This window comes from Caulobacter endophyticus, assembly GCF_003116815.1.
In the GTDB taxonomy this organism is placed as follows: Bacteria; Pseudomonadota; Alphaproteobacteria; order Caulobacterales; family Caulobacteraceae; genus Caulobacter; species Caulobacter endophyticus.
This window is the reverse complement of the sequence record NZ_QDKQ01000022.1, coordinates 1-7,667: the sequence shown is the minus strand read 5'-3', so window position 1 is coordinate 7,667 and position 7,667 is coordinate 1. Positions and strand designations below refer to the sequence as shown.

Below are 7,667 nucleotides of genomic sequence, written 5' to 3'. Positions count from 1 at the left end.
ATGCGGCTGCGGCTCCGGCCGCTGAAGGCGCCGCCGCTCCCGCCGCGGGCGCTCCGGCTTCCGCCGCGGCGACCGCCCCGGCGCCTGCGACCGCCGACAAGCCCGCCGCCGCGCCCGCCAAGCCTTAAGGCTGGCATGCAAGATCGAAACGAGAAGGCCGCGGGGCTTGCGCTCCGCGGCCTTTTCTTTGCCTTGGCGCAGGGTAGGGTGGCCCGCAGTTCTCGGGGGATCCGCGCCATGCGCCGTCGACTGTTCCTGCTTTCCGTCGCCGCCGGCGCCCTGGTGGTCGGGCAGGCCCAGGCTCGCCAGCAGGAGGCCGACGCCGGCGCCGACCTGTCGGTCGTCCATCCCGCCTTCGCGCCCGAAAAGGGGCCGCGCTTGGCCATCGATCAGGGCCACAACAACTTCCACACCGTGGAGGGCCGGTTCGCCCCGTTCGCGGCGGTGGCCAGGGCCGACGGCTACCGGGTTTCGGGCCTGGGCATGCGCTTCAACAAAATCGCCCTGTCGGAGGTCGACCTGCTGGTGGTCGCCAATCCGCTGGCGGCGGTGAACCTGGGCAACTGGAGCCTGCCCACGCCCGGCGCCTATACGGCCGAGGAGGTCGCCGAGGTGAAGGCCTGGGTCGAGGCCGGGGGCGCCCTGCTGCTGATCGCCGACCACATGCCCTTCCCAGGCGGGGCCGAGCCCCTGGCCAGGGCCTTCGGCTTCGACTTCGACAACGGCTTCGCCCAGAAGACCGGCGGCGGGCCGGAGTTCTTCCAGCGCGGCGACGGCTCGATGCTCGACCATCCGATCACGCGGGGGATCGACCGGTTGCAGAGCTTCACCGGCTCGTCGTTCCGGGCCCCGCCGCAGGCCCAGCCGCTGCTGGTGCTGCGCGGCGGCTGGAGCGTGGCCATGCCGGACAAGGCCTGGGTGTTCGACGACAAGACCCCCCGCCACGACGGCGACGGCCTGTTGCGCGGCGCGGCGCTCAGCGTCGGCAAGGGGCGGGTTGTGGTGATGGGCGAGGCGGCGATGTTCACCGCCCAGGTCGCCGGCCCTCAGAGGCGCAGGATGGGCTTCAACGCCCCGACCGCGCCGCAAAACAAGGCGTTCCTGCTGAACGTGCTGCACTGGTTGTCGAAGCAAGGCTGATCAGGGAACCTCCCCCTGTGGGGGAGGTGATCGCGAAGCGATCGGTGGGGGGAGTTTTCTGGAAATCGGCCACCCTCGCCGGAAGCTGAGAACGGCCCCCCGCCGGCCTTCGGCCGCCTCCCCCAGAGGGGGAGGTTCCTATTGCCCCACCGTCTCCACCGACAGCCCCCACAGCCGCTCGGCCGCGTCGGGGTCCAGGGCGTGCGGCATGACACCGGCCCAGGGCTTGTCCTTGGTCCAGGGCAGGGCCTGCTTGCAGTCTTCCAGATAGAGCCCGCCGGCGCCGTCGAGTTCGGGGCCGACCGCCGCCCAGACGCTGGTGGCCGCGCCCTGCTGCGGCGTCTTGAAGCCGTCGCGCGGCTTGCCGTCATCGCCGATCCACCCCAGGGCGACCTGCTCCTCGATCGGCAGGTGGCGCTGCAGCGGGGTCATGATGCCGCCGGGCATGACCGCGTTGGCCCGTACGCCCTGGTCCTTGAAGCGCGCGTCGAAGCCGACGGCGAACAGGCTGTTGGCGGTCTTGGCCTGGCCGTAGGCCTCCCACTTGTCGTAGGGCCGGTGGCGAAAGTGCGGGTCGTCGAAATCGACGCCCGAGCGGCGATGGCCGATCGACGACAGCGACACCAGCCGCGAATGCACACCGGCCTCCTGGGCTCCCGCGACCAGGTTTTCCGCCAGCAGCGTCGACAGCAGGAAGTGGCCGAAGTGGTTGGTGCCGATCTGCATCTCCAGCCCGTCTTCGGTGTAGGCGAGCGGGCAGGCCATGACGCCGGCGTTGTTGATCAGCAGGTTCAGCGGCCGGTCGCCCCAGGCGTCGGCGAAGGCGCGCACCGAGGCCAGACTGGAAAGGTCGAGCATGGCGAACTCGGCCTTGCCGGGGCCGGCTGTGGCCTCGATATCGGCGATGGCCTGGGCGGCGAGGTCGGGCTTGCGGGCGGCGATCACCACCCGCGCGCCGGCCTGCGCCAGGGCGCGGGCGGTCTCGATCCCGATGCCGGTGGCCGCGCCGGTGACGATCGCCGTGCGGCCGGAAAGGTCATGGCCGGCGACCACCTCGCCGGCGGTGCTGCGCGCCCCGAAGGGCGAGACGATGCGGTCGGCCATGTTTCCTCTCCCTTTGTTCTTGAACCTCCCCCCGTGGGGGAGGCGATCGCGCAGCGATCGGTGGGGGGAGTGTGGCGAACTAAACCCGCTCAGCGTAAGCTGAAAACGCCCCCCCTCCGTCGCCTTTGGCGACACCTCCCCCAGAGGGGGAGGATCCTTGGCTTACCCCGCCTTGCTGAAGTCTGGCGCGCGGCGTTCGGCGAAGGCCATGAAGGCTTCGCGGGCCTCGGCGGTCTGCAGGCGCTCGGCGAAGAGGGCGCCTTCCTTGTCCATCAGGGCGGCGATGGCCTCGGCGTCGCGCATCAGGCCCTTGGTGACGGTCAGGGCGCCCAGAGGGCGCTTGGCCAGCTGGTCGGCGGCGGCGCGGGCCCGCGCGCGCAGCTCGTCGGCGGGAACCACGGCGTTGGCCAGGCCCCAGGCGGCGGCGGTCGTTCCGTCCACCGCCTCGCCCAGGGCGAACATGGCGTAGGCGCGGGCATGACCGATGCGGGCCGGCAGCAGCCAGCTGGAGGCGGCCTCCGGCGCCAGGGCCAGGTTGACGAACGGCACGGTCAGGCGGGCGTCGGGCGCGACGAAGACCAGGTCGCAGTGCAGCAGCATGGTCGTGCCCACGCCCACGGCCTGGCCATGGACGGCGGCGACCAGCGGCCGGGTGGCGTTGGCCAGGGCCTTCAGGAACCGCCAGACATGGCGCTCCTCCTGGAAGGTCCCGGTGGCCTGGGCCACGAAGTCGCCCAGGTCGTTGCCGGCGCTGAAGCTGTCGCCATCGGCCTGGAACACCACCACCCGGATTTCCGGATCGGTCTCGGCGCCTTCCAGCGCGTCGGCCAGGGCGCCGTACATGGCGTTGCTGAGCGCGTTCTTCTTCTCGGGACGCGCCAGGGTGATGGTCAGCACGCCGGCCTCGAGGCTGGTCTTCACGTGCTCGGTCATTGGGGGGCGTCTCCTTTGGGGAACTTGGTCTGCAGGCTCGAAAGCCAGCGGGCGACCACGGCGATCTCGTCGTCCGTGAAGCCTTCGGTGAGGTGGGTGTTGAGATGGGCGAGGCCCGCCTTGGCCTCGGCCCGGGCGGCGCGGCCGTGGTCGGTGAGGTGCAGGCGCAGGGCCCGGCCGTCCTTGGGGTCGGACCGGCGTTCGACCAGACCCGCGCGGGTCATGCGGTCGACGAGGCCGGTCATGGCCGAGGGGGCCAGATCAAGGGCCTCGGCCGCCTCGCCGATCAGGGCGCCGTCGGCGGCGCCCAGATAGAACAGCACCCCCGACTGGGCCGAGGTCAGGCCGTTGCCCTCGCTCGCCAGCCTGGCCTCGATCCAGCGCTGCACGCGCCGGTGGCCGGCGGCGAGCAGGAAGACGAGGCGGCGATCGGGCTTGGGTTCGGGCGGGGCTGGCATGACGGCGTGATCATATACTTCGCGCACGAAATATCAAACGCCCGTTTCTCTCGAAACCTGTTGCCTCCCGCTCGCAGCAGACCTAGACCGCCCCAAACCCACCGCAGGAGCGCCCCATGTCCCAGACCTTCGACCTGATCGTCCGTGGGGGCGAGGTGGTGAACCACGCCGGGCGCGGCGTCACCGACGTCGGCGTTCGCGACGGCAAGATCGTCGCCATCGGCGACCTGTCCCAGGCCAGCGCCGGCGAGGTGTTCGACGCTGCGGGCCTGACCGTGCTGCCGGGCGTCATCGACAGCCAGGTCCACTTCCGCGAACCAGGCCTGGAATGGAAGGAAGACCTGGAAAGCGGCTCGCGCGGCGCGGCCCTCGGCGGCGTGGTGGCCGTTTTCGAGATGCCCAACACCGAGCCGACCACCACCGATCCGGACGCCCTGGCCGACAAGCTCTCGCGCGCCAGGAACCGGATGCACACCGACCATGCCTTCTATGTCGGCGGCACCCACGAGAACGCCAATTTCCTGGGTGAGCTGGAGCGCCTGCCGGGCTGCTGCGGCATCAAGGTGTTCATGGGCGCCTCGACTGGCAGCCTGCTGGTGCAGGACGACGAAGGCGTCGAGAACGTGCTGCGCCACGTGAACCGCCGCGCGGCCTTCCACTCCGAAGACGAATACCGCCTGGCCGAGCGCCGCAGCCTGGCGCGTCCCGGCGACTGGACCAGCCACCCCGAGGTGCGCGACGCCCAGGCCGCCCTGCAGTCGACCCACCGCCTGGTGCGCATCGCCAAGAACCTGGGCAAGCGCATCCACGTGCTGCACGTCACCACCAAGGAAGAGATCGACTTCCTGGCCCAGAACAAGGACGTGGCCTCGGTCGAGGTCACGCCCCAGCACCTGACCCTGGTGGCGCCGGAAGCCTATGAGCGGCTGAAGGGCTTCGCCCAGATGAACCCGCCTATCCGCGACGCCTATCACGTGGCCGGCGTCTGGCGCGGCATCGAGGCCGGCATCGCCGACGTGCTGGGCTCCGACCACGCCCCGCACACCCGCGAGGAGAAGGCCCGCCCGTACCCGGCCTCGCCGTCGGGCATGCCGGGCGTGCAGACCCTGGTGCCGGTGATGCTGACCCACGTGGTCGACGGCAAGCTTTCCCTCGAGCGCTTCGTTGATTTGACCAGCCATGGCGTCAACCGCGTGTTCGGCCTGGCCGACAAGGGCCGCCTGGCCGAAGGCTTCGATGCCGACTTCACCATCGTCGACATGAAGGCCAAGCGAACGATCACCCACGAGCAGATGGCCAACCGCGCCGGCTGGACCCCGTTCGACGGCTTCGAGGCCAAGGCCTGGCCGGTGGCCACCATCGTGCGCGGCATCGTGGTCATGCGCGACGACGAGATCGTGGCCGAGGGCCGCGGCGAGCCGGTGCGCTTCCTCGAAACCCTGGCCCGCTAGGCTTTCTGGAGCGCGCGCCTAGCGCCGAAACAGGCCGCGCACCCAGTCGCCGGCGCCCGCCAGGGCGTCGGCCGCCGGAGCGCCCAGGCCGAAGGGCAGCAGCCGCAACAGCTCGTGGGCGAGCACGCCCAGCAGCCACAGCACCAGCAGCCCGCCGGCGATGAGCGCCAGCACGAACAGCAGCCGGAACGGCGGGCCGGTGACCAGCTCGACATAGCGGTGCGGGCCCAGCCTCGTCTCGCCGGTGAAGGGCGAGAACACCTTGGGGCGATAGTGGGCCATGCGGCTCCAGCGCAGGCGCGCGCCCGGATGCACCTCGTCGCGCCCGATCGACACGGCGCGCGAGCGATAGCCGCCGATCATGCCCAGCATGTCGGTGGCCCAGGCGGGGCGCAGGGTTCCGGGGCGGCTGCCGATCCGCCAGTCGACCAGCGGATTGGCCAGGTCGCCGGCCTGGGCCAGCTCGCCCTCCGGCCGGTCGTCGAAGGCCAGGCCCGCCTCCTGGGCGCCTTGGGCCACCCACAGCAGGGCGGCGCTCGACAGGCCCAGCTCGAAATTGCCGCCGCCCACCGCCCCGTGGTCGCCGGGGAACCACTTCTGCTGATAGCGCCGCTCGTCGTAGGGGATGTAGCCAGGCGCCTTGCGGTCGACGACCTGGGCCAGGGGCGCGGTCGCCCGACCCGCCTTGGTCGAGCGCGCATTGGCGGCCTTGATCCCGACGTTCAGCTCCTCGGTGGCGGTGATGTTCAGGTCGCGGATGTTCGAGAACGGCGTGGCGCTGAAGGTGCGGCGGTCCTCGTCAGCGGCGATGGCGTGGCGCAGGCTCTCGATCAGCTTCGAGGCCTCGGTGTCGTGGAAGCGAAAGCGCCGGTTCAAGGCCGACAGCAGCATGAAACGGTCGGGCACGCCCAGCGAGCCGACCGTGTCCCACAGGCCCAGATAGCGGATGCGCACCGCGCGGCGGCGGCGCACGTCGTCGGTCAGCAGGCCTTCTTCATCGTCGGGCGCGCCGGCCGCCCGCCGGGGCGTGGTCTCGCCGACCTTGCGCCGCAGGTCCTCGCTGCCCACCACCTCGCGCCGGGAATAGCGGTCGCGGAACTCCTGGCACTCGGGACCGGCGGGGTGGATCTTGCGGTTGCGATAGAGCGCCATGGCCTCGGGCACGCGCTGCAGGTGCTCGGGCCGCAGGATGCCGCACTTGCGGATCAGGCCGCACAGGCTGCGGGCGGTGTAGGCGCCGCGGCTGAAGCCGAAGATGAAGATCTCGTCGTCCGGCTCCTTGTAGTTCAGGACGATGAAGCGGTAGGCCTGCTCGATCTTGCGGTCGAGGCCGGCGCCGAACGCCCCGCCGAGGATGGCTTCCAGCCGGTCGCTGGTGCGGCTGACCCCGGTCGCGGTGCCCACGCCCTCGTCGTAATAGACCACCTGCGCCACGCCGTCGGGCGGATCGCGCACCACCGAGCGCGCCAGCCGCGCCACATTGGTCAGGTTCTGCATCTGCAGGCCGTTCCAGGTGCCGTCGCAGAACACCGCCAACCTGATCATCGCCGCCTCCCCCTCTCCCCAGAAGAAAGGGGATGCAATCTTTGCGCGAGAGTATGCGCAATGAACCCAGGGGTAAATGACGGGGCGCCGCGCGGCGGGCTCGACTTTTTTCGCCGGGCCTGTCGAATGGCGCCCGGTCCGCGCGTCTCTCCCCTGAGGCGGCGCGCGGTGCGCCGCAGCGACCGGAGAGCCGCGATGAAGTACATGCTGCTGATCTACGAAACCGAGGCGCACTACGCCGGCGAGGCGGGCGAGACCCTGCTGGCCGACGTGCTGGCCGGGCACATGAAGTTCACCGACGACCTCGAAGCCGCCGGCGTCGCCTGGACGGGGTCGGAACTGGCGCCCACGGCCGCGGCCTCGACCCTGGCCAAGGACGGGGTGGTCCACGACGGCCCCTTCGCCGAGACCCATGAGCAACTGGGCGGCTTCTACCTGATCGACGTGGCCGACCGCGAGGCCGCCGTCGACTGGGCGCGGAAGATCCCGCTGTCGCCCGGCGGCAAGGTCGAGATCCGGCCCACGGGCGAGAACTGCGGCTAGGCCGTGCGCTACGCCCTGCTGATCTATGAGGACGAAGCCGCCGCGTCCCTGCTGGCGCCGGTGCGCAGGACCTTCGCCGCCGCCCTGGCGAGCGCGGGGGTCCTGCGGGGGCGGGCGGGCTTCCGGGGCCCGGGCGCGGCCACCACCCTGCGGCGGGACCGTCCCCTGCACGACGGCCCCCACGCCGAGGCGGGCGAGCCGCTGGCGGGACTCTACCTGATCGAGGCCGGCGACCTGGACGCGGCCCTGGCCTGGGCTCGCCGCCTGCCGCTGGGCGATGGCGCGGTCGAGGTGCGGCCCCTGGCGGAGCCGGCGTGAGCCCCGAGCTCGACCAGGCGGCGCGGCGCGACGGCGGACGGATCATCGCCGCCCTGGCCGCCGGCTTCCGCGATCTCGACCTGGCCGAGGACGGCTTCGCCGAGGCCTGCGCCCGCGCGGCCGCGGCCTGGCCGCGCGACGGGGCGCCGCGCCAGCCGGCCGCCTGGCTGTACGC

Annotated in this window: 8 protein-coding genes; 4 read left to right on the top strand and 4 right to left on the bottom strand. The window is 71.6% G+C overall.

From position 1 onward, the window contains the following. Positions 1 to 237 precede the first annotated feature (237 nt). Positions 238 to 1,140, top strand: a complete 903-nt coding sequence (locus DDF67_RS04145) for a motility-associated ABC transporter substrate-binding family protein (protein WP_109099677.1) — start codon at positions 238 to 240, stop codon at positions 1,138 to 1,140. A 138-nt stretch (positions 1,141 to 1,278) separates the two neighbouring features. Here the strand turns inward: DDF67_RS04145 and DDF67_RS04140 are convergent, their stop codons facing one another. The 3 genes from DDF67_RS04140 to DDF67_RS04130 all read right to left on the bottom strand — a co-directional run bounded on the left by DDF67_RS04140 (position 1,279) and on the right by DDF67_RS04130 (position 3,635). Next, entirely contained in the window at positions 1,279 to 2,244 is a 966-nt protein-coding gene (locus DDF67_RS04140; RefSeq protein ID WP_109099676.1) for an SDR family NAD(P)-dependent oxidoreductase, read from the bottom strand. 162 nt (positions 2,245 to 2,406) lie between these two features. Continuing rightward, positions 2,407 to 3,177, bottom strand: a complete 771-nt coding sequence (locus DDF67_RS04135) for an enoyl-CoA hydratase (protein ID WP_109099675.1) — start codon at positions 3,175 to 3,177, stop codon at positions 2,407 to 2,409. Next, a complete protein-coding gene (locus tag DDF67_RS04130) occupies positions 3,174 to 3,635 on the bottom strand; it encodes a MarR family winged helix-turn-helix transcriptional regulator (RefSeq protein WP_109099674.1) in 462 nt (153 codons plus the stop codon). The genes DDF67_RS04135 and DDF67_RS04130 overlap by 4 nt, the downstream gene beginning before the upstream one ends. A 116-nt stretch (positions 3,636 to 3,751) precedes the next feature. Here DDF67_RS04130 and DDF67_RS04125 point away from each other — a divergent pair, with 116 nt between their 5' ends. Further along, a complete protein-coding gene (locus DDF67_RS04125; protein WP_109099673.1) occupies positions 3,752 to 5,086 on the top strand; it encodes a dihydroorotase in 1,335 nt (444 codons plus the stop codon). Between the two features lie 18 nt (positions 5,087 to 5,104). Here the strand turns inward: DDF67_RS04125 and DDF67_RS04120 are convergent, their stop codons facing one another. After that, entirely contained in the window at positions 5,105 to 6,631 is a 1,527-nt protein-coding gene (locus DDF67_RS04120) for a DUF2235 domain-containing protein (protein ID WP_146197952.1), read from the bottom strand. Between the two features lie 195 nt (positions 6,632 to 6,826). On the opposite strand from DDF67_RS04120, the gene DDF67_RS04115 reads away from it, so the two are divergent. Next, on the top strand, positions 6,827 to 7,174 hold the full coding sequence (locus DDF67_RS04115) for a YciI family protein (protein ID WP_109099672.1): 348 nt from the start codon (positions 6,827 to 6,829) through the stop codon (positions 7,172 to 7,174). A 3-nt stretch (positions 7,175 to 7,177) separates the two neighbouring features. Next, entirely contained in the window at positions 7,178 to 7,492 is a 315-nt protein-coding gene (locus DDF67_RS04110; RefSeq protein ID WP_109099671.1) for a YciI family protein, read from the top strand. Positions 7,493 to 7,667: the final 175 nt, after the last annotated feature.